This is a genomic window from Roseobacter sp. HKCCA0434, assembly GCF_032464675.1.
Classification (GTDB): domain Bacteria; phylum Pseudomonadota; class Alphaproteobacteria; order Rhodobacterales; family Rhodobacteraceae; genus Pontivivens.
This window is the reverse complement of the sequence record NZ_JAWDKL010000015.1, coordinates 1-24,330: the sequence shown is the minus strand read 5'-3', so window position 1 is coordinate 24,330 and position 24,330 is coordinate 1. Positions and strand designations below refer to the sequence as shown.

Sequence of the window (24,330 nt, the reverse complement as noted above, 5' to 3'; positions counted from 1 at the left end):
CAGATGAACGGCCCAGCAGGCAAGGAGCGGCGCCACCGATCGTCTTCGTCCCGGAACTGGGGATGTCGGCACGCGCGTGGCAGCCGATCTGCGACTCAATGCCGCCGACCGTGAGGCCGGTTTTTCTCGATCTGTCCCCCAGTCCCCGGCCGGAGCCATCGATGCGCGATTTCGTGGCGGCCCTGGCGGACACGTTTGCAATGCGTGGGCTGGAGAATGCGATGACGGTCGGTCTTGGAATCGGTGCGCTGGTCCTGCAGGGGCTCGCGGCCGAAAGACCCGCTACCACCCGTTCGATGGTCCAGATCGGCACCGCTCCGAAACTCGGCGTCGAGGCATCCTGGACCGCAGCCGCCCGCCACTCTTCCGGCATTTCAACGCGCTACCGCGACTGGATCGAGGCATATGCCGACGAACAGGGCGGATCGGGGACGGCAGAACTCGAGAACTGGTTCGCCGCGATCGCGCAGACGGACCTGCGGATGTCGACCGCCGCGTTGCGACTGCCGATGCTGTGCCTCGCCGGGCGCGACGACCGGGTAACGCCTCCCGACCTCGTGCGCGAGATGGCCGACAGCGTTCCGGGGGCGCAATTTGCCATCGTTCCGCGAAGCGGCCACGCAACGCCGCTCGACGCGCCCGCAGAGACGGCACGCCTGATCCGTGATTTCATAGACGCGACCGGGCACGACCTCGGCGATCATGGGGATCCGACATGAGCTTCACTCCTTTCGACAGCCCGATGCACCGAGGATTGCTCTCGGATGACGAACTGGTGCCGCTGTTCTCGGACACCGCCCAATTGCGCGCGATGTTGCTGTTCGAAGGTGCACTGGCCGAGGCGCAGGGCGAACTCGGGATCATCCCGCTCGACAGCGCCTTTTTCATCGCACGCGCGGCTCGGGAAGTTCAGCTCGATCCTGCTGCCTTGTCCGCAGGGACGGCCGCGGCGGGCGTTCAGGGGCCTTCTTTCGTCGCGGAGTTCCGGCGCCTGATGGGCGCACCCGAGCATGCGCGCTGGATCCATCACGGGGCCAGTTCGCAAGACCTCGTGGACAGCGGGCTTGCGATCCGCCTGAACCGGGCGGTCGATATCCTCGCAACTCGGACAGAGGAACTCGCTGTACGGCTTGCACGGATGGCGGCGGATCACGCCGATCTGCCGATGGCCGCGCGCACGCGACACCAGATCGCCACGCCGACCACGTTCGGCGCAAGAGTGGCCACGTGGCATGATCCCCTGCCCCGGCATGCGGCCCGGCTTCGCGCCGCGCGGGCGTCGGTCGCGCTACTGTCGCTTTCGGGCGCGGGCGGCACCGGAGCGGCGTTCGGACCGCAGGTCGACAGGCTGCAGGACATGGTCGCCGACAAGCTGGGGCTGGCGCATCCACCTCATTCCCGCAACGCGGTGCGCGACGGGATGGGCGAGCTTGCGGCCGCACTCGCTCTCCTCGGCGGCTCGCTGGGGAAGATGGCGCAGGATGTGCTCTTGATGGTTCAGATGAGCCCACCGGAACTAAGGCTGACAGCGGCGGGCGGCTCCTCCACCATGCCCAACAAGGCCAATCCCGTGGCGGCGGAAACCCTGCTCGGGCTGGCCCGGCACGGCGCGACGATGGCCTCCGCACTGTTCCACGCGCAGATCGCCGAGAGCGATCGCGACGGCGCGGCCTGGGTGCAGGAATGGCTGGCCCTGCCGCAGCTGATCGCCGCGACGGGCGCAGCCTTGCGGCATGGTCGCGCTTTGGTCGACACCATGACCCCTGATGCCGAGGCGATGCGCCACCATATCGAGGCGACGCGCGGCACGATCTTCGCCGAGGCGATCACCTTTGCGCTGGCCGCGCACATGCCACGCCCGGAGGCCGCCGCCCGTGTGAAGGAGGCCTGTGCCGCCGCTCTCGCCGGTGACGGTACGCTGTCGGAGATCCTGTCCCGCGATTTCCCGGATCTCGACTGGGACGCTCTGCTCGATCCGCTCGAACAATCCGGGCAGGCGCGACGGATCGCACGCCGACCCTCGGAGGATAGCCGATGACCGCCGACGAGATCATCGCCCTGCTCGACCTCGCCCCCCATCCCGAGGGCGGCCACTACCGGGAGACTTGGCGGCACGATGCCGAGGACGGCAAACGCCCTGCGGGCACCGCGATCTATTTCCTGCTGAAAGCGGAGGAGCACTCCCACTGGCACCGCGTGGATGCGACCGAAATCTGGCACTGGTACGCGGGCGCCCCCCTGGTGCTGAGCATGTCGCCCGACGGCCATGACGCGGAGGCCTGCATCCTCGGCCCCGAACTGGCGAGCGATCAGCGTCCTCAGCGCATCGTGCCCGAAGGCTGGTGGCAGTCCGCGGCTTCGCTCGGCGCGTGGACGCTGGTCGGCTGCACCGTCTCCCCCGGCTTCAACTTCGCGGGGTTCGAGCTCGCCCCGCCCGACTGGCGCCCGACCCCGCGCGACGGGAGGGATTGAGCCCGCCCGCCGCGCCGTCTAGATGTGCGGTCAAGCAAGGGAGGTCGCCATGAACGACGACACCGCGGACGCGCCGCAACTCTATCTCGTCACGCCGCCGAAATTCGAACTGCACGGCTTCACCGACCGGCTGGTCCGCGTGCTAGACGCGCGCGAGGTCGCCTGTCTGCGGCTGCAGATGCCCGGCGCGGATGCGGGCGACCTGGGACGTGCCGCCGACGGGCTGCGCGACCTCTGCCATGCCCGCGACATCGCCATCGTGATCGCCGATCATCACCGGATGGTGGGGCCCCACGGCCTCGACGGCGTGCACATCACCGATGGGCGCAGCTTGCGCGACCTGCGCGCCGACCTGGGGCGCGACGCGATCATCGGCAGCTTCTGCGACGCCTCCCGTCATGCCGGGCTCAGCGCGGGCGAGGCGGGAGCGGACTACGTCTCCTTCGGCCCGGTCCGTCCCGATGCGATGCTGGGCGACGGATCCGTGGCGGAGGCGGAGCTTTTCGACTGGTGGTCGGCGATGATCGAGGTGCCCGTTGTCGCCGAGGGCGGGCTCGACGTGGAAAGCGTCGCCGCCCTGTCCCCTTCCGTCGATTTCTTCGCCGTGGGGCGTGAGATCTGGGACCGCGAGGATCCTCTCGCAGCCCTCGAGGCGCTCGGCCTCTGACGCGTCAGTCGTAGCTGCGCTGGTCGTCGATGACCTTGCCGTCGTTCGGCAGGCTGCCGGGCGCGACGATCTCGACCTCGCCACCCAGCTTCATCACCTCGCGCACGCTGGCGGCGACCGCGTCGGCATCCACCCCGTCGCTTTCGACACGCACCTGCATCCGGTCGCTTTCGTCGGCCCGAGTCACGACGACACGCGCACGCGCGACCTCCGGGTGGCGCGCGACGAGGGCCGCGACCTGCTCGGGCCGGATGAACATGCCCTTCACCTTGGCGGTCTGGTCGGCACGGCCCATCCAGCCCTTGATGCGCATGTTGGTCCGCCCGCAGGCGCTGACACCGGGGAGTACCGCCGACAGGTCGCCGGTGGCGAAACGGATCAGTGGGTAGTCGCGGTTCAGCGTCGTCACGACGACCTCTCCGACCTCGCCCTCAGCCACGGGATCGCCGGTGCCGGGGCGCACGATCTCGACGATCACGCCCTCGTCTACGATCATCCCTTCGGGCGCGGCCCCGTCCGGTCCCGCGCTTTCATAGGCGATGTTGCCCAGGTCGGCGGTCGCGTAGCACTGCGTGCAGGTGATGCCGCGATCCGCGTATTCCGCCCGCAGGCTGGGGAACAGCGCGCCGCCGCCCACCACCGCACGCGTGACGCGCGGAGAGAGTCCCAGCTCGCTCGCCTTGTCGAGGATAACCTTCAGATAGTCGGGCGTTCCGGCGTAGGCGGTGACGCCCAGATGCACCATCGCCTCCGCCTGCAGCTCCGTCTGCCCGGTGCCGGCCGGAAAGACGCGCGCACCGACCGAGGCCGCCCCGTTCTCGAACATCATGCCCGCGGGCGTCATGTGATAGGAAAAACAGTTCTGCACCAGATCGTCGTGGTTCAGCCCGGCCGCATACAGGAACCGCCCCATGCGGTACCAGTCCGCCCCCGTCCCGCCCGGCTCGTAGATCGGGCCGGGCGACTGGAAGGCATGATGCGTGCGCGCCGCCACGAACCCCCCGAAAGGCGGATGGGCCTTCTGCGCGGCCCCCAGGTCCGACTTTCGCAACACAGGCAGGGTCGCGAGTTCCGCCCTGTCCACCTGACGCGAAATCTCCCGATCGGCCAGATGACGGGTCACGCCGTCCGCCTGCTCGCGCGCATGTGCGATCAGCGCGCCGAGCGCACGGGCTTCATCCTCGGCCCGCCGGGCCGGATCGCGGGTTTCCAGGGCGTCGTAATGGGTCATCTAGTCCTTCGCGAGCTGATATTTTCCGTTCTCGAGCGTGATGCGCCCTTCGGACGCCATCTTCTGCGCGACCGAGCGGACCTCGGCGCGCCAGCGGTCGATCTCCATGCGCTCGTCGGGCTGGATCGCAACGGCCGCGGGCAGCTCGCCCTCCTCGACCGGTCCGCTTTCCAGCAATTCGATGATGGCCGCGTCGATCGACTGATCGGCTTCTTGCCTGTTGGTCACGGGTACTCTCCTCACTGAGCATGTCTCGCGATCAGCTAGCACGGGCGCAGGCCGCTTCTAGGGGCTTCGCGCGTCAGCTCAGCCACCGCTTGCGCCGACGGTAGGACCGCACGTCGCGGAAGCTCTTGCGCCCCTCGTCGCCGACCCCGAGGTAGAATTCCTTGACGTCCGGATTTTCCAGCAGGCTCTTGGCGGGGCCGTCCATGACCACACGACCCGACTCCAGGATATAGCCGTAATGGGCGTAGCGCAGCGCCACGTTGGTGTTCTGCTCGGCCAGCAGGAAGCTGACGCCCTCGTTCTCGTTCAGAGACTTCACGATGCCGAAGATCTCCTCCACCAATTGCGGTGCGAGGCCCATCGACGGTTCGTCGAGCAGGATCGTCTCGGGCCGGGCCATCAGGGCGCGTCCGATCGCGCACATCTGCTGTTCCCCGCCGGAGGTATAGCCCGCCTGGCTCTTGCGCCGTTCGCGCAGGCGCGGGAAGTATTCGTAGACCATCTCCAGCCCCTGCTTCGCCTCGGCGGAGGAGCGGGTATAGGCCCCGGTCATCAGGTTCTCCTCGACCGTCAGGTGCTCGAAGCAGTGGCGGCCTTCCATCACCTGGATGACGCCGGATTTTACCAGATCGTTGGGGCTGAGATCCTGCATCCGCGACCCGCGATAGAGGATCGACCCCTTCGTCACCTCGCCCCGCTCCGATGCCAGAAGGCCGGAAATCGCCTTCAGCGTCGTCGTCTTGCCCGCGCCGTTGCCGCCCAGCAGCGCGGTGATACCGCCCTTGGGCACCGACAGGCTGACGCCCTTCAGCACGAGGATCACGTGATTGTAGATCACCTCGATATTGTTGACTTCGAGCAGGGTGTCGTTCTTGGCGCCGTCGAGCATGGGGGATCTCCGGTCAGGGGGTGGTCCCGGCCCGCGCATGGCGGGCCGGGGATCGTCGTCACTCGGCGCAGCGGCCGCGCTCGATGCTCGCTTCCTCGGCATACATCGCGGCGTCTTCCTCGATCAGCGGCTGGATCACGCCGTCATCGGGGGCCGCGTAGTCGGAGATCAGCGACCACTCCTGATCGGCCGCGCTCCACTGGGCGATCGCAGACAGGCCCGGCCCGCCGTGGTTCTCGCACGAGACCGAGAATTCGGGGCCGAAGCCGGGCAGCCCCAGTTCCGTCATCCGCTCCTCGGTGATCTCCAGCGCCTCCATGCCGTCGCGCATCATCGCGGGCGTGATCTCGGCCGTGCCGTGGATCTCCTGCGCGGTGCGAGCCGCCTCGGCCGCCAGCATCGCCGCGTACATGCCGCGGTTGTAGAGCACGGTGCCGATCTGGTCGCCCGCACCGGCCGCGTTGCCGGTATCCACGACGTATTGCTGGATGTCGTCGAAGATCGGGAAGTCATCGCCGACCGCGTGGAAGGTGACGGAGCGGTAGCCATCCGCGCCCTCGCCCGCCGGGATCACGTCATTCTCCGAGCCCGACCACCAGACGCCGTAGAACTGCTCCATCGGGTAGCGGATGTTGGCGGCCTCCTGGATGGCGACCTGGTTCATCACGCCCCAGCCCCACATGATGACGTAGTCGGGCTGCGACCGGCGGATGTCGAGCCACTGGGACCGCTGTTCCTGACCGGGATGGTCGACCGGCAGCTCGGTCAGTTCGAAGCCGTGCTGCTCTCCCAGTTCCTGAAGGGTGCGGATCGGCTCCTTGCCGAAGGCGGAGTTGTGGTAGATCAGCGCGATGGTCTTGCCTTCGAGGTCGCCGTCATTCTCCTCGAGGATATGGTTGATGATGCCCGACGCGCCCTGCCAGTAGTTGGCGGGATAGTTGAAGACGTGGCTGAACACCTCGCCATCCGCGGCAGAAGTCCGGCCATAGCCCATCGAGTGCACGGGGATGTCGTCCGCCGTCGCCTTGGGGATCAGCTGATAGGTGATGCCGGTCGAGAGCGGCTGATAGACGAGGCTGCCCTCGCCCTTCGTGCTCTCGTAGCATTCCACGCCGCGCTCGGTGTTGTAGCCGGTCTCGCAGGGCAGCAGGCGCACCATCTCGCCACCGATGCCGCCGTCCCGCTCGTTGAGCAGGGTGAAGTAGTCGGCATAGCCATCCGCGAAGGGGATGCCGTTCGCGGCATAGGGCCCCGTGCGGTAGTCGAGCGAGGGGAACACCAGTTCCGCCGCGGCGGGACCGGCGAGGATGGCGGTGGTCGAGGCCGCGAGGGCCAGTGTCTTGAGTTTCATGTCGGTTGTCCTCCCTTTGACATGACGGGCCCTTGGCAGGCCCCTTTTCACGCCCCGTTTGCCGGGGTCGTTATGAATGATCCTAATGCGGGAACGGCCACAGGCGCAGCTTCTGCTTGACCGTGCGCCAAAGCGCCGCGATCCCGTGCGGCTCCACGATCAGGAAGAAGACGATCAGACCGCCCACGACGACGAAGCGGATATGGGCCGCGATATCCGTGGGCCAGCCCAGCAGATCCACCAGGAACAGCTTCAGGAACACCGGCAGCAGCACCATGAATGCCGCGCCAGCGAAAGAGCCGAAGATCGAACCCAGCCCGCCGATGATGATCATGAAGAGCACCAGGAACGACTTGTCGATCCCGAACGCCTCCCCCACCTCGGCCGCACCGAGATAGACCGCGAAGAACAGCGAGCCCGCGATCCCGATGAAGAAGGAGGAGATCGCGAAGGCGCTGAGTTTCGTGCGCAGCGGGTTCACGCCGATGATCTCCGCCGCGATGTCCATGTCGCGGATCGCCATCCAGGAACGCCCGATCCGCCCGCGCGTCAGGTTGCGCGTCAGCCATGCGAGCGCGAAGACGAAGACGAGGCAGAAAAGGTACATCACCCACGGCTCCGCATTCGGACCCGTCACCGCCTGCCCGAAGATCGTCCGCTCGGGCGCCGAGATCTGGCCGGAGGCGGAGTTGTTGTAGAACCACGGCACCTTGTTGAAGAGCCAGACGAGGAAGAACTGCGCCGCCAGCGTCGCGACGGCGAGGTAGAACCCCTTGATCCGCAGGCTCGGCAGGCCAAACAGCAAGCCCACCACCGCCGTTATCAGCCCCGCGATGATGGTGATGAAGAAGATGTTGAGGTCAGGGAACGCCGTCATCAGCTTGTAGGTCGCATAGGCCCCCACCGCCATGAACCCCCCGGTCCCGAGGCTCACCTGCCCGCAATATCCGGTCAGGATGTTGAGCCCCAGCGCCGCGATCGAGAAGATCAGGAACGGCAGCAGGATCGCGTTGACAGTGTAGTCGGTCAGCACGAAGGGCACGACCAGGAACGCGATCAGCGCGATCGCGTAGTAGACCGTTCGGTCCAGCTTGATCGGGAAGGTCTGCCCGTCATCGGTATAGGTCGTCTTGAAGTCACCGGCCTCGCGGTAGAGCATGGCTTAACCCCTTCCCTCGTTCATCTTCATCCCGCCACCTGCGCGCGGCAGCCCGGCAGGGCATCCTCCATCCGCTCGGCGGCCGCGGCGCGGATGCTCGGCGTCGTGATGCGCGACAACAGCGGTGTCGGCTCCGCCAGCACCTGCCCCACGAGACAGTCGCACAGCGGATCGTCGCGCAGTCTGGAACGGCGCGGATCGCCGCGCTCGTCACTCAGAAGTGCGGCACATCGAGTCCGGGCCTCGTCCTCGGACCACTCCGCCGCACGCGCGCCGTTCAGGCCGATCATCAGCGCCATGATCGCCACCGGCACGGCGGCGAAGATCAAGAAGACGAGCCCCATGATCTTCATCACGCGCATGGGATCGGCCGGACCCTTTGGCTTGGCCGCATATTCGACCGCCCGATCGGCAGCCCGTTCTGTCCAAGGGCCGAGCGCCATCACACCCTCTCGATGATCTTGTCGCCGAACAGGCCCTGCGGCCGGAAGACGAGGAAGATCAGCGCCAGCACGTAGGCAAACCAGTTTTCCGTGGCACCGCCGAGATAGGGCACCCCGATCAGGAACTCGAAGAGCTTCTCCCCCACCCCGATGATTAGGCCGCCGATGATCGCGCCGGGGATCGAGGTGAAGCCACCCAGCATCAGCACCGGCAGCGCCTTCAACGCGATCAGGCTCAGCGAGAACTGCACGCCGGACTTCGCACCCCACATGATGCCCGCAACCAGGGCCACGAAACCCGCGATCGACCAGACCATGATCCAGATACGGTTGAGTGAGATGCCCACCGACAGCGCCGCCTGGTGATCGTCGGCCACCGCGCGCATCGCCGTGCCCGCCTTGGTGTACTGGGAGAAGATCGTCAGCGCCGCCACGAGGAACACCGCGATGATCGTGGCCCAGATGTCGAGCTTGTCGACATACATCCCCCAGTAGCGTTCGCCCTCCGCCGCCCATTGCGCGGTGACGTCCTCGATCCAGAACGACCCGCCCGAGGGCAGCCCGACATCCAGCGTTTTCAACTCCGCCCCCCACATCAGGTCGCCGAACCCCTCCATGAAATAGGCCAGACCGATGGTCGCCATGAACAGGATGATCGGCTCCTGATTCACCAGCCGGACCATGACCACTTTCACCACCAGCCAGGCGAACAGCACCATCACGGCGGTGGTCAGCAGGATCGCGAGGATCGACGGCAGGTCGAAGCCGAACTTGCTGACATGCAGTCCCGTGATCGCGTTGATGAGATGTGCGAAGGGCACCTGCCCCGTCTGGATGCCCACAAGCGTCTGCGCCGCGAACAGCGCCATGACGCCCTGCGCATAGTTGAAGACGCCCGAGGATTTGAAGATCAGCACGAAGCCCAAGGCCACCAGCGAATAGAGCACCCCGGTCATCAGACCGTTGATCGACACTTCCAGCGTGTTCAGCAACCAGATCGGCATCAGCGGCCTCCTGCTTCGGAATTGCGGGGGTCAGTCATGGGCCACCCCCAGATAGGCGTCGATCACTTCGGGATTGGCGCGGACCTCGTCCGGCGTGCCGTCCCCGATCTTGCGCCCGTAATCGAGAACCACGACCCGGTCGGAGATGTCCATGACCACGCCCATGTCGTGCTCGATCAGCGCGATGGTGGTCCCGAACTCGTCGTTCACGTCGAGGATGAAGCGAGACATGTCCTCCTTCTCCTCCACGTTCATGCCCGCCATCGGCTCGTCTAGCAGCAGGAGCTTAGGCTCGGCGGCCAGGGCGCGGCCCAGTTCGACCCGCTTTTGCAGACCGTAGGGCAGCCGGCCCACGGGCGTCTTGCGGATGTTCTGGATCTCCAGGAAGTCGATGATCCGCTCGACCCGCTCGCGGTTCTCGATCTCCTCCCGCTCGGCCCGCCCGCGCCAGATCGCCTGGCTCCACAAGGGGGCGTTCATATGCGTGAAGCGGCCCGTCATGATGTTGTCGAGTGTGCTCATGCCCTTGAACAGCGCGATGTTCTGGAAGGTCCGCGCGATCCCCTGCTGGGCGATCTGGTAGGGCTTCATGGGCCCTCGCTTCTCCCCACGGAAATGGATCTCGCCCTCCTGCGGGTGGTAGAAGCCGTTGATGACGTTGAGCATCGAGGACTTGCCCGCCCCGTTGGGGCCGATGATCGCGCGGATCTCGCCTTCGCGGATGTCGAAGGAGATGTCCTTGATCGCCACCACGCCGCCGAAGCGCAGGGTGATGTTGCGCACCTCCATCAGAACGCCGCCGATCGTGCGCCCGTCCGGCGTGGTGTAGCTGTCGGGGGTCATGTCGTTCATGGCCGCGCCTCCTGTGGGAACCGGCCAGGGGCTCTGCCCCCGGACCCCCGGGATATTTCGACGAAGAAGAAGGGGGCCCCGGTCATTCCGCAGCCACCCACTTGGTCGCGACCGGAACGGTGGCCGCGTCGATCACCTTCAGCGTTCCCTTCACGCGACCCTTGCGGCCGTCCTCGTAGGTCACTTCCGTGTCGGCGAAGACCTCGTCCGATCCGTCGTAAAGGGCGGCGATCAGGTCGCCATACCGCTCCTCGATGATCCGGCGGCGGACCTTCTGCGTGCGCGTCAGCTCTCCGTCATCGGCGTCCAGCTGCTTGTGCAGCACCAGGAAGCGGTGGATCTGGCAGCCGGCCAGCATTTCGTCCTCGGCGACCGAGGCGTTGACCTCCTCCACATGCGCCTTGAGCGTAGAGAGCACCTGCGGGTGCTGCGCCAGTTCCTGATAACTCGCATAGGCAATGTTGTTGCGCTCGGCCCAGTTGCCGACCGAGCCGAGGTCGATGTTCAGGAAGGCCGTGCATTCCGACCGTCCGTTACCGAAGACCACGGCCTCCAGGATATTGGGAAAGAACTTCAGCTTGTTCTCGACATATTTCGGCGCGAAGAGCGACCCGTCCGCCATCTGGCCCACATCCTTGGCCCGGTCGATGATGCGCAGGTGGCCCGTCTCCTCCTCCACGAAGCCCGCGTCGCCCGTCGCGACCCAGCCCTCGGCATCCTTGGTCGAGGCGGTGCTGTCGGGATTCTTGAAATACTCCACGAAACTGCCGGGCGAGCGATAGAACACCTCGCCATTCTCCGCGATGCGCAATTCCACATCCGGCGAGGCGACGCCGACCGTGTCGGCGCGGACCTCTCCATCGGGCTGCTGCGCGATGAAGACCGACGCCTCGGTCTGGCCGTAGAGCTGTTTGAGGTTGATGCCGAGCGAGCGGTAGAATTCGAAGATCTCCGGCCCGATCGCCTCGCCCGCCGTATAGCCGACGCGCACCTTCGACATGCCCAGCGTGTTCTTGAGCGGGCCGTAGACCATCGCCTCGCCCAGCGCGTACTGCACCCGGTCGCCGAATCCGACCGGCTTCCCGTCCAGCATCTGCGGGCCGACCCGCTTGGCCACATCCATGAAGTGATGGAAGAGCCTCTGCTTGAGCTTCGTCGCGTCCTCCATGCGGATCATCACGTTGGTCAGCAGCCCCTCGAAGAAGCGCGGCGGACCGAAGAAATAGGTCGGCCCGACCTCGCGAAGGTCGGTCTGCATCGTGTGCTCGCTCTCGGGACAGCAGACGCAGAACCCGGTCCACTGCGCCTGCCCCATCGAGAAGATGAAATCGCCGACCCAGGCCATCGGCAGATAGGCGAGGATCACGTCCGACTGGCGCAGGTGGTCGAACTCGGCCGAGTTCATCGAGGTGACGAGGATGTTGCGGTTCGACAGAACCACCCCCTTGGGCCGCCCCGTCGTGCCGGAAGTGTAGAGCATCACGCAGGTATCGTCCGCCGACCGGCTGGCGATGGCATCGTCGAGCCGCTTGTTTTGATCCGCCGTCGCCTCGCGCCCGCTCTCGATCAGCGCGTCGAGCGCGTGCAGATGCGTGTGGTCGTAGCGGCGCAGGCCGCGTGGGTCGCGATAGATCAATTCCCGCAGATCGGGCAGCTGCTCCTTGACCTCCAGCACCTTGTCGACCTGTTCCTGATCGTCGCAGATCGCGAACCGGGCCGAACAATGGTCGAGGACGTAGGAGATCTCCTCCGCCACGCCGTCCTGGTAGATCGGCACCGGCACGCCCCCCGCAGCCGAGATGGCGGTCATCGCGATGTAGAGTTCGGGCCGGTTCGAGCCGATCAGCGCCACATGGTCGCCGGGTTGCAGACCTAGCTCCTGCAGCGATACGGCCAGCGCGCGCATCTCCGCATGCGCCTCGCGCCAGCTCCAGCTTTGCCAGATGCCGTATTCCTTCACCCGGTACGCGGGTGCATCCCCGAAGCGGTCGACGTTGTGCGCCATCAGCTTCGGAAAGGTATCAAGATCGCCGAGCGTCCGCGCAGCCATCGCCAGTCCTCCCCCCTAGTGGGACCGGAACGGGCGGTGTCACTCTTGCGGCGACAGATTCTTTCGCTTGCGTCCCGGTGTTCGCCTCGAAGCGTACACAGGGAAATTCCGTCGCGTAAAGAGCATAAAATGAACCAGTGTTCATTTTGTGCGGTTGATCCTGAATCGAAAGCGCCGCCTCCGACTGGCGGGGGCGGCGCAATGTGCGATCAGGGATGGATCAGGCGTCGATGGCCTGAGGGCCGCTGATCTCGATCCGGCGCGGCTTCAGCGCCTCGGGCACCTCGCGGACCAGTTCGATGTGCAGCAGGCCGTTCTCGGTCCGCGCACCGGTCGCGCGCACATGGTCGGCGAGCTGGAAGCGCTTCTCGAATGCACGGTTCGCGATGCCGCGGTGCAGGTACTTGCGCTCGGTCGTGTCCTCGGCCTTCTTGCCGGACACCACGAGCTGCCCGTCGCGGGCCTCGATGTTCAGTTCGTCATCGGAGAACCCCGCCACGGCGACCGTGATGAGATAGGCGTCGTCGCCCGTCTTCTCGATGTTGTACGGGGGGTAGCCGGTCTGACCGTTATCGGCGACGTTGTCCAACAGGTTGAACAGACGGTCGAAGCCGACGGTGGAACGGTAGAACGGCGAAAAATCGGTATTGCGCATGTCGCATCCTTTCAAGAAAAGCGATACTTCTGGCCAAGACCTCCGATGGGACGATCCCGGCACGTACTTCTGCCTTACTGCGAGACCCGGTCATCGGCGCCTCACGCAGCATCATTTGGGATGGTGATCCGCGCGGTTCAAGAGCCGCGGTGTGTCCCGTTCATTCGCGACCCAACTGCTCGGCGATCGAGCGTCCGGGCCGCCGGATCCCGCGATCCGCGTCGCCATGTGCCATGTCGTGCAGTACCGAATCCAGCGCGCCATCGTCGATGGCCGCGCCATAGGCCACGCGCTGCTGCCCCCCACGCCGCGTGCCGATCGCCGACACCACCGACGAGATACGCGCCCGCCCGTTCCGGACCGTGAAGACCGGGCTGCCGGAGGCACCATAGGTCACGTCGCAATCCATCACGATGAAGCGGTCCTCGACCGCGATCGTCTCGCACGGCTCCTGGATCGACGGGGCCTCGGGCCGATCGCGGGCATAGGAGACGACGACGATCGGATCGCCTGCGCGCGGACGCAGTTCCCGGTCGAAGGGACGCACGTCGTTGATCGGCTCGCTCAATTCCAGCACGGCGAGATCGGCGGTGATCTGTCTCTGGCTCATCTCGCGCAGCGGATCGTAGCCGCGATGAACCATCACGCGCCGCACCCGCCGATGGGCGAGATATTCGCCCGTGTAGTAGCCCGCCACGAAATGCAGCTGGTCGGGCCGGTGCAGCCGTCTCGTCCGGTCCGAGAACACGCAATGCGCCGCGGTCAGCACCCTGTCGGGCGCGATCATCGCCCCGGTGCAGAACCCGGTTCCGGCGATGTTGAGCCGCCCGACCGCCCGCCAGTCGACCGCCTCTTCCCGGTCGAGCAGGCGCCGCCCGTCCGCGAAGGCGGGCAAGGCCACCAGCAGGCAGAACATCAGCACGATCAGACGCATGGAACCTCCCCTCGAGGATCGGCACAGACTGCCACCGCACTCCGCCGGGATCAATCGTCCCGGCAGACTGCGGGCGGCTTCGGCCCGCCCGTCGCCCAGTCGAGCAGTTCGACCGTGTGCACCACCGGCACCCCGGTTCCAGCGCCGATCTGCATCATGCAACCGATATTGCCCGCGGCGATGACCTGCGGGGACGTCGCTTCCAGCGTCGCGACCTTGCGCCGTTTCAGCTCGCCGGAGATTTCCGGCTGCATCAGGTTGTAGGTCCCGGCCGAGCCGCAGCACAGGTGCGCATCGCGCGGCTCGACCACCTCGAACCCAGCTTTTTTCAAGAGGCTCTTCGGCGTCGCCTTGATCTGCTGCCCGTGCTGCAAGGAACAGGCCGCATGATAGGCGACGCGCAGCGGCTGCGCCTGCGCCTTCAGGTCCAGCTTCTCCAGCACCTCCGAAACGTCCCGCGCCAGGGCCGAGACCTGGGCCGCCTCCGCCGCCAGCGCGTCGTTGCGGAACATGTGCCCGTAATCCTTCACCGTCGTACCGCAGCCCGAGGTGTTGATGACGATGGCGTCGAGCCCCTCGCCCTCGATCTCTCCCATCCAGGCGCGGATATTCGCCGCCGCCGAGGCATGGGCCGGCCTCTCCTGCCCCATGTGATGGGTCAGCGCGCCGCAGCAGCCCGCACCCTTCGCGACCACGACCTCGACGCCGTGCCGCCGCAAGAGCCGGATGGTCGCGTCGTTGATGTCGGTATTCAGCGCCTTCTGCGCGCAGCCCGTCATTAGCGCCACACGCATGACCCGCGCGCCGTCCGCTGAGAAGACCTGTGGCCGGTCATTGCGCGAGGGCGGCGGCACCTCGCGCGGCGCCATGTCGAGCATAGCCTGCAGCCGTGGATCGGGCAGGAACCGGCGCAGCGGCCGCCCCAGCTTCGCCAGCCCCAGCGCCGCTCGGAACCGGGTCGGATGCGGCAGGATGCGCGCCAGCGTCCAGCGCAGCGCCCGGTCCATGAAGGGGCGACGGTAATTCCGCTCGATATAAGCGCGCGCGTGATCGACCAGGTGCATGTAATGCACGCCCGACGGGCAGGTCGTCATGCAGGCGAGGCAGCTCAGGCAGCGGTCGATATGCTTGACCGTGCGCGCATCGGGCACGCGCTCGTTCTCCAGCATGTCCTTGATCAGGTAGATACGCCCACGCGGGCTGTCGAGCTCGTCACCCAGCACCTGATAGGTCGGACAGGTCGCCGTACAGAACCCGCAATGCACGCAGGAGCGCAGAATCTCGTTCGAGCGCGCGATCGCCGGGTCGCTCAACTGTTCAGGGTTGAAGGTCGTCTGCATCTGGGTGCCGTCCCGCCCCGGACCTGATCCGGGGCCGTCATGAGTGGGTGGGTCAGACCATGCGGCCCGAATTGAGGATGTCTTTCGGATCGAATTTCGCCCGCAGACCCTGGCTGATCTGCGCGAGCGCCATCGGCTCGGGCTGGAAGGCGCGCGGCCCTTCGCCCCGGATCAGCGTTGCATGGCCGGGAATGTCGGCGATCCGCTCGCGCAGCGGCGTGCCCTGCGGCATCCGAAGCCAGACCAGCCCACCCTGCCAGTCGAGGAAGGCGGACTCCGCCCCGGCGGCGGCGATGACAGCCGCCCCATCGCTGGGCCGGACGGACACCCGCCAGATATCGCCCGCCCCGTCCGCCACGGGCATCGCGTCCCGCAGATCGGCCCAAGGCCCCGCACCGGGCACGATCCGGCCCGCGCCATGATCGGCTAGCGCTTTCACCAAAGCCTCCGCCCGGTACCCCACCGAATCCGCCAGCCCCTCCAGCCGCAGCACGGTGCCCGTCCCGTCCGCATGGGCCGCGCCCGACACATCGTAGGGTGTCCGCATCGCTGCCGCCATCGCCGCCACAGCACCCGCGGCGTCCAACCCGTCGAGCACCACGGTCGCCACCGCTTGCGGACGCGGCAGCAGTTTGAAGCTCACCTCCGTCAGCACGCCCAGCGTCCCGTGCGATCCCGCCATCAGCTTCACGAGGTCATAGCCGGTGACGTTCTTCATCACCCGGCCGCCATTCGAGACGACCTCACCCTCGCCCGTCACGAAACGCACCCCGATAAGGCTGTCGCGCAACGCGCCCGCCTTGATCCGCCGGGGCCCCGAGGCGTTGACCGCCACCGCGCCACCGATCGTCGGCACGCCCCCCGTTCCGAGGATACGACAATGATCCATCGGCTCGAAGGGCAGCATCTGCCCCTCCGCCTCCAGCGCCGCCTCGATCTCGGCCAGCGGCGTCCCTGCCCGCGCCACCAGGGTCAACGCACCGGGATCGTAGAGCGTGATGCCGCTCAACGCTCCGGTCTCCAGCACCGCCTCCGCGCGTGGCCTGTTCCCCAGAGGCCGCGTACCGCCACCCCGGATTTCCAGCCGCAGCCGGTCCCGCGCCGCCGCGCGCACCATTCCGGCCAGTTCCGCCTCGTCCGCCGGGCGCAGGCGCTCCATCACCTCGCTCATGCCGCCGACTGCGCCTCTGCCTCGCGCAGCGGATCGCGCCGCCCCTCGGTCACGTCGAGCGGGAAGACCTTGGCCGGGTTCAGCAGCCACATCGGGTCGAACACATCCTTCACCCTCATCTGCATCTCCAGATCGGCGGGCGCGTATTGCACGTGCATCAGGTCCCGCTTCTCGATCCCCACCCCGTGCTCGCCGGTCAGACAGCCGCCGACCTCGACGCAGAGCTTCAGAATCTCGGCCCCCATCGCCTCACAGGTCTCCAGATCGCCGGGCTTGTTCGCGTCGAACAGGATCAAGGGGTGCATATTGCCGTCGCCTGCATGGAAGACATTGGCCACGTCCAGCCCGTATTCGGCGGAAAGTTCCCGGATGCGGCCCAGCACGCGCGGCAGTTCGCCCACCGGGATCGTCCCGTCGAGGCACATGTAATCGTTGATCTGCCCCATCGCGCCGAAGGCCGCCTTGCGCCCGGCCCAGATTGCCGCCGACTCCGCCTCCGACCCGCTTTCGCGCATCTCGACCGGGTCGTGGCGCGCCGCAATCTCCTTGATCTTGGCGAGTTGCTCGTCGATTTCCGCGTCCGAACCCTCGACCTCCACGATCAGCAGCGCCTCGCAATCGGGATAGCCTGCCTTCGCGAACCGCTCGCAGGCCACGATGCAGGGCCGGTCCATGAACTCGATCGCGACCGGCAGCACGCCTGCGCGAATGATGTCGGACACGCAGGCCCCCGCCACCTCGTTCGCGTCGAAGGCCAAGAGGATCGGCCGCGCGCCCTCGGGCTTGGCGAGGATGCGCAGCGTCGCCTCCGTCACCACGCCCAGCTGCCCTTCCGAGCCGCAGATCAGCCCCAGCAGGTCATAGCCCGGCGCATCGAGATGCGCGCCGCCTATCTCGACGATCTCACCTTCCATCGTCACCATCGTGACGCCCAGCAGATTGTTGGTTGTCACGCCGTATTTCAGGCAATGCGCCCCGCCAGAATTCATCGCGATATTGCCTGCGATCGCGCAGGCGAGCTGGCTCGACGGGTCGGGCGCGTAGAAGAACCCGTCCTGCTCGACCGCGCCGGTGACGCTCAGATTGGTGCGACCCGCCTGAACGCGGATAAAGCGGTTGTGGTAATCCGTTTCCAGCACGGCGTTGAGCCGACTGGTTCCAAGGATCACCGCGTCCGAGGTCGGCAGCGCGCCCCCGGCCAGCGACGTTCCCGACCCGCGCGGCACCACCGGCACCCGCTCGTCATGGCAGATGCGCAGCACCGCAGCGACCTCGGCCGTCGTAGCCGGCAGGACCGCGACCAGCGGCGGGCATTTGTAGGCGGTCAGCGCGTCGCACTCGTAGGCGCGCACCTCGTTTTCCGAATGGATCACCGCCTCGTCGGGCAGGACCTCTTGCAGGCGCGCGACGATAGCTGCCTTGCGGCTGAGCACGGACGCATCGGGCGTGGGCATCTGCATGGCGGACCTCTCGCTAGAATTGGTCTGATTATATGACCAATCCCTCGCGACGCGAGTCTTTTCTCTCCTGCCGCCCCGCCCTAACCTGCGCGGCAAAAGGAGCCGCCGCCCGTGACCCTGACCGACCTTAGCATGATCCTCGTCACCTTCGACTGGCTCGATGCCGTGGCGATGCTGATCTTCTGGACGCTCTGGCTCGGCTCCACCTGGCGGATCGAACGCGACGAGACCTCGCGGCCCTCGGTCCACGTCCTGATGAAACGCTACCGTTACCGCTGGATGGACGAGATGGCGGCGCGGGATGTCCGCATCTTCGACAGCGCGATCCTCAATGGCATCCGGCAGAGCACGGCCTTCTTCGGCTCCACCACCCTGCTCGCCATCGGGGGCATCTTCGCCATCATCGGCCGGCCCGAGCTGTTGCTGAACGCTGGCCAGGGAATTCTGCCGCCGACGAATATCCAGACCGTACAGCTGAAGGTGCTGCTTGTGCTGGCAATCGCCTCCTACGCCTTTCTCAAGTTCGTCTGGTCGAACCGGCTGTTCTCCTATTGCGCCATCGTCATGGCCGCGATGCCCAATGACGGCACGACCGAGGAGGCGAAGCGAGTCGGTATCCGCGCCGCACGGCTCAACTCCTATGCCGCGCGCGCCTTCAACCGTGGCCTGCGCGCGATCTACTACGCGCTGACCGCGATGGCGTGGCTGCTCGGACCACTCGCGCTCGCCGCGGCGGCCATCGTGACCACGACCGTGCTGATCCGGCGGGAGTTCTTCTCGCGCTCGCGCGCCGCCCTGATGGCCGACTAGCGGCTCTCGACCCGCCAAGCCCCGATGATGAAGGCCGCGGCCAGCAGCAGCACCAGCCACGCGGGGGCTAGCGGCGTCAGGCTCACATCCGTCACCGTGTAGGCCTGCCGGTCGGCGAGGCCCAACCAGCCGCGCCCCGCGGCGTTGCGCCCCTCGCCGACACGGCGCAGGTCCGGCAAGCCATCCGAGATCCGCCGCGCATCGCCGCCCGTGGCGGTCAGCAAGGGCTCCATCACCTCATCCGTCGAGATCGCGTCGACGAATTCGCGCGGAGATGCGGGTCCAACCGCCGCGACGCCCGTGACATCCCCATCCCGCAGCCGCCACAACCCATCCTCCGCATCTTCGACCACCGCCTGCCATTCGCCGGGGCCGGTCTCCTCCATGACGAGGGTCGCGACCTCCCCATCCGGGCTTTCGACCTCCAGTTCCGGCGGCACGTCGCGCAGGGTCCGGCGCGTGACGATCAGGTCGCCGCGCGCGTCCTCCCCGGTCAGCACCTCTTCCTCCAGCTCCGGCTCCTTCATCAGCCAGTGCGCGAGACGGCGCAGCAGCTCGACCTGCGGCCCGCCGCCCTCGTAACCGCGCGACCACAGCCAGGCGTGGTCGGAGGCCAGCATTGCGATGCGCCCCTCGCCGGGTCGGTCGAGAATCAGGAGTGGCCGTCCATCCACGCCCTCCATCACCGCATCGCCCGACCGCTGCGCGAGGTCGATCTGCCGGAACCAGCGACCCCAGCCTGGCAGCCCGTCGACCGAGGGTCGCGGCGCATACTCCTCCAGCGAAGCCGTCACCGGATGCCGCGCGCCCAGTTCCGAAATCGTCGGCAGGTAGCCCTCCTCATAGACCCGCGCGGTCGGATCGGCGGGCAGCACCTCGGCCAGCGGCGTCCGCCACAGGCTCTCAACCCCGGCGAAGGCGGGGCCGGATGCGACCAGCACCGCGCCCCCTTCCTCGACATAGCGGACGATATTGGCGAGGTAGCTCTGCGGCAGCACGCCCCGCCGCCGGTAGCGGTCGAAGATGATCAGGTCGAACTCGTCGATCTTGTCCATGAACAACTCCCGCGTCGGGAACGCGATCAGGCTCATCTCGAAGACCGGCACGCCGTCCTGCTTGGCCGGGGGCCGCAGGATGGTGAAGTGCACCAGGTCCACCGACGGGTCGGACTTCAAGAGGTTGCGCCACGTGCGCCCGCCCGCATGCGGCTCGCCCGAGACCAGCAGCACCCGCAGCCGGTCGCGCACCCCGTTGATCTCCACCAGCGCCGAATTGTTGCGCGGCGTCAGCTCCCCCGCCGCCTCCTCGACCGAGACCTGCAGGATGTTGCGCCCACCCCGCTCGATCGGTACGTCGAAGTCGAGATCCTCGCCCGTCGGCACCGCCACGCGCAGCACGCTTTCCCCGTCCAGCGAGATGTCGAGCGGGATCAGCCCTTGGCCGCGCGGGGCCTCGCCCAGATCGTCGACGCGCAGGGTCATCGTCACCCGCTCGCCCACGATCCCGAAGGCCGGGGCATCCACCACCGTCAGCCGCCGGTCCCACTCGTCCGCCTCGCCCGTCAGGATCAGGTGCACCGGCGCATCGAGGCCCGGTGCCATCTCCATATCCGCCACGCGCCCGTCACTGACCACCAGCGCGCCCGCGATCCGGTCGGGGGCGACGCCTGCCATCGCCTCGGCCAGCGCCTGCATGGCCAGCGTGCCGCGATCACCCTCCGCCGCGTTGCCGACCTCGATCCGCCGCCAGTCGAGCGGGGCCTCGGCGTCGCGCGCCAGTTCGTCAAGCGCCGTGGCAAGCCCGGCTTCCGCCTCCGCTACCTGATCGGGTCGCGCGCCGATCCCCTGGCTGTCCGACCGGTCCACCAGCAGGAAGGCGATATCGGTCAGCGGATCGCGCTCCTCCTCCTTCAAGCTGGGTCCGGCGAGGGCGGCGAGCAGCACCGCCCCGCCCAGCGCGCGCAGCACCCAGCCGCCCAGCTTCATCCAAGCCGCATAGAGGCAGACCGCCAGCAGCGCCGCCCCCAGCCCTGCGATCCAGACCCAATCGATCAGCGGCGAGAAGATGATCGTCCCGCTCATTGCCCCAACCTTTCCAGCAAGGCCGGCACATGCACCTGGTCCGACTTGTAGTTGCCCGTCATCACGTACATCACCAGATTGACGCCGAAGCGCAGCGCCATCTCGCGCTGCCGCTCGCCGACCATGCCGCGGCCGACGGGCCGGATGAAGCCGCCGCTCTCGTCCATCGCCCAGGCCGAGGCCCAGTCATTCGCGCCGATCACCACCGGGCTGACCCCGTCATTGAGGCTTCGGAAGGGCACGCCCTCCACGTCCTCCGGCGTCAACGAGGCCTCGACCCAGACGGGCTGCCCGACATAGCGCCCCGGAAAGTCGTCGAGCAGGTAGAAGGTCCGCGTCAGCACGTGATCCTCCGGCACCCGCTCCAGCGGCGGCAGGTCCAGCTCCCCGGCCAGACGGCGCAGGATCGCGTTGCCCGGCCCGCTGCCGCCGCCGGTCAGATGCGCGTCGCGCGTGTCGAACAGGATCATCCCGCCCGAGCGCAGATAGGTGTTGAGCCGCGCGACCGCTTCCGGCCCCGGCGGGTCCTGTCCCTCGACCATCGGCCAGTAGAGGAACGGATAGAACGCCAGCTCGTCGCGCTCGATATCGACGGCGACCGGCGGGGCGGGCTCGATCGCGGTGCGCCGGGTCAGCACCACCGACAGCCCGCGCAGACCCGCGCGGCTGATCCGATCGACCTCCGCATCGCCCGTCGCGACATAGGCGAGCACGGTCTCGGACGTCGCATAGACCCCACGCGGATCATCGCGCACGCCCTGCTGCGCGCGCGCCTCCACGGGCATCAGCACCAGCGCCAGCATCGCCGCGATCCCGGCCCGTCCCGCAGGGCGCAGCCGCCCGCCCAGCGCCAGCGTGGCCAGCACGTCGAGGATCAGGAACGCCAGCGCCGCCGCCAGCACCGGCCCCGCCAGATCCCGCTCCGCGACCGGGGCGAAGCCGCGCACGGCCATCCCGCCCGGCAACTCCATCCGCTGCGGCACCGTCCCGTCCGAGACGTTGAAGGCCAGCCCCCGAACGCCCGAGCGATACAGCCCCGGCGGTGCGTCCGGCCCCGGCATGCCTGCCGCCAGCCGCGCGCCGTCGATGCCCGCGGCGCGATCCGCCTCGATCACGTCGCCGCGCCCGGTCAGCACCCGCTCGGGCACCCACAGCGAGCCTTCCGCGATCTCCGCCTCGCGCTCGGCGCCCTGCGCGGTGCGCGCGATCCGGTCGAGCATGTCGAGGAACAAGCCCGACAGCGGCAAGCTCGACCAACGCGGCGTCGCGGTGACGTGGAACAGGATGACCCGGCCCCGCCCCTCGTCGCGCGCAGTGACCAACGGCGTGCCGTCCTCCAGCGCCGCCAGCGTGCGCTCGCTCAGATCCGGGTCGGGCTCGGCGATGACCTGCCGCACCACATCGACCTCCTCGGGCGGCTCCAGCCCGTCGAACAGCGTGCCGACCGGGAAGGGGCGCAGCAGCTTCGGATCGCCCCAGCTCATCGTTCCGCCCAGCGAGCGGCCGCCCGCGCGCAGCCGCACCGGCAGGAGCGGATCGCGGGTCGCGTCGCCTTCCTCCTCCGCCGCCATGCGCGGCCCGGCGAAGCGGACGAGCAGACCGCCCTCGGCCACCCACTCCTCCAGCCCCTGCCGCTCGGCATCCGAGAATTGCGCGACATCGGCCAGCACGATCACGTCGGCCTGCGTGTCGAGCACCTCGGCCAGCGGCGGCTCCACCACCTCGGCGATCGGCATCAGCGCGTTGCGCAGGTAATGCAGCGGCGAGGTCAACTCCTGCCCCTCGCCCTCCGTCTCGGCCGAGATCAGCGCGATCCGCTTGCGCTGCAAGGCGTCGTCGGCCAGCACCGTCGCCCCGGCGGAGCGGTCGGGCGCGGCCAGCGCCAGCCGGGTCACTCGGTTGCGCAGCTCCAGCGGCAGCTCGATCTCGACACGGCTGGTCTCCGCCCCGGCCTCCAACTCCACCACGCGCCGGTCCAGCACCCGCTCCGCCCCATCGCGATCCGTGCCGATCACGTCGAGCGTCATGGCGCGCGCCGCACCGTCCGGGGCGCGCAGCACCTCCGTCACCAGAAGCCCGTCCTCGAATCGGGCGGGGGCCAGCGCCGCTGCAGTCTCCTCCGGCACGATCACCTCGGCGCGCGGCAGCAGCTCCGCCAGCCCGCCCGCATCGCCCAGCCCGTCGCTAAGCCACAGCACCGCTCCCACATCCTCCAGCGCGCCCGCGCGCAGCCGCTCCGCGAACGCCGCTCGATCCGGGGCCCAAGGTGCAGGGTCGAGATCGTCGAGCACACCCTGCCACTCCGCCGCCGGGCGCGGGCCGAGATCGGGGTTCGGATCGGCGAGAGAGACCAGATGGACCGTTCGCCCCGCACGATCCGCGCGGTCGAGCGCCGCCCGCGCCTCCCGCTGGCGATTCGCCCAGTCGGGCGCGCTGGCCCAGCCGCCATCCATCGCGATCAGCAGCGCACCTTCGCCGCGCTCCGCCTCCGCCACCGGGTTCAGGATCGGCCCGGCCAGACCCAGGATCGCCAGCGCCAGCGCCGCGATGCGCAGGGCGAGCAGCCACCAGGGCGTGCGGGCGGGCATCCGCTCCTCGTCGCGCAGACCCAGCAGCAGCGACACGCCGGGGAACCGACGCCGAACCGGCGCAGGCGGCGTGGCGCGCAACAGCCACCACAGCACAGGCAAGGCGGCGAGCGCGACCAGAAGCAGCGGCGTCGCGAATCCGATCGTTCCGATGGTCAGCAAACCGCTACTCTCCCAAACCTAAACTCACCGCGCGCCCGCGATCGCACCGTGCAACCACAAGAGCGCGCGCGCGGGCGCATGTTGCACCAGATGGGTGGTGAAATCCCAGCCCCCCCGCCGCGCGGCCTGCGCCAGCAGGTCCTGCCGCGCCGCCAGCCGCGCGCGGTATTGCTCCCGCAGCGAGCGCGCGCGCTCTGTCTCGAACCGGGTCGCGCCGGTCATCGAGGAGAACTCCACCCGCCCGTCGAAGGGGAACTGCAATTCGCTCTCGTCCAGCACCTGCACCAGCACGGCCCGCTGCCCGGCCCCCGACAGATGCGCGAGATCGGCCCGCAGGGCCGCCTCGTCGCCGAGGAAATCGGACAGGATCACCACGATCCCGCGCCGCCGCTCGGGCACGCGGGGAACCAGCCTGTCGACCTCTGCGCGCATTTCGCCGCCGAGCGTCTCGGCGACCCGTTCGACCTGCGCGCGCCCCGGCGCGGGCGGCAGGTCCGGCAGGCCGATCCGCTCCCCGGCCCGGTTGAGCAGCAGCGCCGCCGACAGCGCCAGCAGGCCCGCCCGCGTCCGCTTCGTCTCGCCCGCCTGTGGATAGTCCATCGCCCGCCCCGCATCGACGGCGAATGTCACGCTCTGCGGCGCCGACCATTCCGTCTGCCGCACGAAGGCCGCGTCCGAGCGCGCCGAGCGGCGCCAGTCGATGCTGCCCGCCGCGTCGCCCGGCACGGCCTGCCGGTACTGCCAGAACTCCTCGCCCACGCCGGCGCGGCGGCGGCCGTGTTC

At 68.0% G+C, this 24,330-nt stretch carries 22 protein-coding genes; 5 read left to right on the top strand and 17 right to left on the bottom strand.

Annotated elements, in window-relative coordinates:
* The first annotated feature begins 62 nt into the window (after positions 1-62).
* Genes RX333_RS10590 through RX333_RS10575 form a run of 4 tightly spaced genes read left to right on the top strand, consistent with a single transcriptional unit; the run spans position 63 to position 3,139 of the window.
* On the top strand, positions 63-719 hold the full coding sequence (locus tag RX333_RS10590) for an alpha/beta hydrolase (protein ID WP_316014912.1): 657 nt from the start codon (positions 63-65) through the stop codon (positions 717-719).
* Positions 716-2,038, top strand: a complete 1,323-nt coding sequence (locus RX333_RS10585) for a lyase family protein (protein WP_316014911.1) — start codon at positions 716-718, stop codon at positions 2,036-2,038. The genes RX333_RS10590 and RX333_RS10585 overlap by 4 nt, the downstream gene beginning before the upstream one ends.
* Positions 2,035-2,472 (top strand): cupin domain-containing protein, encoded by a 438-nt coding sequence (locus tag RX333_RS10580; protein WP_316014910.1) that lies wholly within the window; start codon positions 2,035-2,037, stop codon positions 2,470-2,472. Before RX333_RS10585 ends, RX333_RS10580 begins: the two co-directional genes overlap by 4 nt.
* Before the next feature lie 49 nt (positions 2,473-2,521).
* Positions 2,522-3,139, top strand: coding sequence for a thiamine phosphate synthase (locus tag RX333_RS10575; protein ID WP_316014909.1), 618 nt, complete (start codon positions 2,522-2,524; stop codon positions 3,137-3,139).
* Between the two features lie 4 nt (positions 3,140-3,143).
* On the opposite strand, the gene RX333_RS10570 is transcribed toward RX333_RS10575, so the two are convergent.
* The 14 genes from RX333_RS10570 to RX333_RS10505 form a co-directional block, all read right to left on the bottom strand.
* Positions 3,144-4,370 (bottom strand): phenylacetate--CoA ligase family protein, encoded by a 1,227-nt coding sequence (locus RX333_RS10570; RefSeq protein WP_316014908.1) that lies wholly within the window; start codon positions 4,368-4,370, stop codon positions 3,144-3,146.
* Positions 4,371-4,598, bottom strand: a complete 228-nt coding sequence (locus RX333_RS10565; protein WP_316014907.1) for a hypothetical protein — start codon at positions 4,596-4,598, stop codon at positions 4,371-4,373.
* A 73-nt stretch (positions 4,599-4,671) separates the two neighbouring features.
* Complete coding sequence (locus RX333_RS10560; RefSeq protein ID WP_316014906.1) at positions 4,672-5,487, bottom strand: ABC transporter ATP-binding protein; 816 nt, start codon at positions 5,485-5,487, stop codon at positions 4,672-4,674.
* A 58-nt stretch (positions 5,488-5,545) separates the two neighbouring features.
* Positions 5,546-6,838 carry an ABC transporter substrate-binding protein gene (locus tag RX333_RS10555; protein WP_316014905.1) on the bottom strand — a complete coding sequence of 431 codons (1,293 nt, stop codon included), beginning with the start codon at positions 6,836-6,838 and terminating at the stop codon, positions 5,546-5,548.
* Between the two features lie 82 nt (positions 6,839-6,920).
* Positions 6,921-7,997 carry a branched-chain amino acid ABC transporter permease gene (locus RX333_RS10550; RefSeq protein WP_316014904.1) on the bottom strand — a complete coding sequence of 359 codons (1,077 nt, stop codon included), beginning with the start codon at positions 7,995-7,997 and terminating at the stop codon, positions 6,921-6,923.
* Between the two features lie 26 nt (positions 7,998-8,023).
* Entirely contained in the window at positions 8,024-8,359 is a 336-nt protein-coding gene (locus RX333_RS10545) for a hypothetical protein (protein WP_316014903.1), read from the bottom strand.
* An 80-nt stretch (positions 8,360-8,439) separates the two neighbouring features.
* Positions 8,440-9,444, bottom strand: coding sequence for a branched-chain amino acid ABC transporter permease (locus RX333_RS10540; protein WP_316014902.1), 1,005 nt, complete (start codon positions 9,442-9,444; stop codon positions 8,440-8,442).
* A 30-nt stretch (positions 9,445-9,474) separates the two neighbouring features.
* Positions 9,475-10,296, bottom strand: coding sequence for an ABC transporter ATP-binding protein (locus RX333_RS10535; RefSeq protein WP_316014901.1), 822 nt, complete (start codon positions 10,294-10,296; stop codon positions 9,475-9,477).
* Between the two features lie 82 nt (positions 10,297-10,378).
* Positions 10,379-12,346, bottom strand: a complete 1,968-nt coding sequence (locus RX333_RS10530; protein ID WP_316014900.1) for an AMP-binding protein — start codon at positions 12,344-12,346, stop codon at positions 10,379-10,381.
* 220 nt (positions 12,347-12,566) lie between these two features.
* Positions 12,567-13,001 carry an Hsp20 family protein gene (locus RX333_RS10525; protein ID WP_316014899.1) on the bottom strand — a complete coding sequence of 145 codons (435 nt, stop codon included), beginning with the start codon at positions 12,999-13,001 and terminating at the stop codon, positions 12,567-12,569.
* Positions 13,002-13,161: 160 nt separating this feature from the next.
* Positions 13,162-13,935: a trypsin-like serine peptidase gene (locus RX333_RS10520; protein ID WP_316014898.1), complete on the bottom strand. Its 774-nt coding sequence runs from the start codon at positions 13,933-13,935 to the stop codon at positions 13,162-13,164.
* A gap of 50 nt (positions 13,936-13,985) precedes the next feature.
* Positions 13,986-15,275 carry a glycolate oxidase subunit GlcF gene (gene glcF / locus RX333_RS10515; RefSeq protein ID WP_316014897.1) on the bottom strand — a complete coding sequence of 430 codons (1,290 nt, stop codon included), beginning with the start codon at positions 15,273-15,275 and terminating at the stop codon, positions 13,986-13,988.
* Positions 15,276-15,327: 52 nt separating this feature from the next.
* Positions 15,328-16,425 carry an FAD-binding protein gene (locus RX333_RS10510; protein WP_316014980.1) on the bottom strand — a complete coding sequence of 366 codons (1,098 nt, stop codon included), beginning with the start codon at positions 16,423-16,425 and terminating at the stop codon, positions 15,328-15,330.
* A gap of 17 nt (positions 16,426-16,442) precedes the next feature.
* Entirely contained in the window at positions 16,443-17,906 is a 1,464-nt protein-coding gene (locus tag RX333_RS10505) for an FAD-linked oxidase C-terminal domain-containing protein (RefSeq protein WP_316014896.1), read from the bottom strand.
* Positions 17,907-18,017: 111 nt separating this feature from the next.
* On the opposite strand from RX333_RS10505, the gene RX333_RS10500 reads away from it, so the two are divergent.
* Positions 18,018-18,716 carry a DUF599 domain-containing protein gene (locus RX333_RS10500; protein ID WP_316014895.1) on the top strand — a complete coding sequence of 233 codons (699 nt, stop codon included), beginning with the start codon at positions 18,018-18,020 and terminating at the stop codon, positions 18,714-18,716.
* On the opposite strand, the gene RX333_RS10495 is transcribed toward RX333_RS10500, so the two are convergent.
* From RX333_RS10495 to RX333_RS10485, 3 genes are all read right to left on the bottom strand, one after another.
* Entirely contained in the window at positions 18,713-20,797 is a 2,085-nt protein-coding gene (locus RX333_RS10495; RefSeq protein ID WP_316014894.1) for a hypothetical protein, read from the bottom strand. The two genes, RX333_RS10500 and RX333_RS10495, sit on opposite strands and share 4 nt — an antisense overlap.
* Complete coding sequence (locus RX333_RS10490) at positions 20,794-23,547, bottom strand: DUF4159 domain-containing protein (RefSeq protein WP_316014893.1); 2,754 nt, start codon at positions 23,545-23,547, stop codon at positions 20,794-20,796. The genes RX333_RS10495 and RX333_RS10490 overlap by 4 nt, the downstream gene beginning before the upstream one ends.
* Before the next feature lie 24 nt (positions 23,548-23,571).
* The coding region (locus tag RX333_RS10485; RefSeq protein WP_316014892.1) for a DUF58 domain-containing protein at positions 23,572-24,330 on the bottom strand (759 nt) is incomplete at its 5' end.